General features: G+C 45.9%; 1 protein-coding gene. It reads right to left on the reverse strand.

Annotated elements, in window-relative coordinates; genetic code table 11:
* On the reverse strand, positions 1 to 601 hold a 601-nt coding region (locus R7Z50_RS29015; protein ID WP_318149948.1), incomplete at both ends, for an Ig-like domain-containing protein.

Genomic DNA, 601 nt, shown 5'->3' on the forward strand with positions numbered 1-601 from the left:
ATCGTCGCCTTCGAACGTGTCGTTACCTAAGACCTTGATGATGGTTGGCGTGTCTTCAACGACCGTCGCTTTGTCTGCCACGATGTCCGCCACAGGCGCAACTGTGAAGTTTACGGTTTGGCTAATGTTTTCGCCGCTTGGGTCTGTAGCTGTGAACGTAATTGTCTCTTTGCCATTCCAATCCGCAGTTGGAGTGATGGTAGCAACACCATTCACAATAGAAATTTGGATGCTGTTATTGCCAGAAACTGAGAATTCTAGCGAGGAATCAGAATCTTTGAATACTTCATTCAAGTCGATCGTGTATGCATCGAAATCTTCCGATAACACTTGGTCTGCAATGGCATTTTCAACAGTCGGTGCATCGTTAACACGATTCACAATCAAACTGTCACTGTCGCTAGCTGTTGGATTAACACCATCCGACACTGACGCGCTGATAGTCAGGTCTTTAAGGTTGAGTTCATCGTTGTTAACCGCGTCAACACCCGCTTGAGTTAGCTTGACTTCATTGCCAACCAACACGAAGTAGCCGTTTGAGTTGTTTTCTAAAGAAACGGTTAATTGGTCTTCTGGCGTGTCAGTATCGCGAACCGTTAAG

The sequence above is a fragment of the Vibrio sp. 1249-1 genome (genome assembly GCF_033340495.1).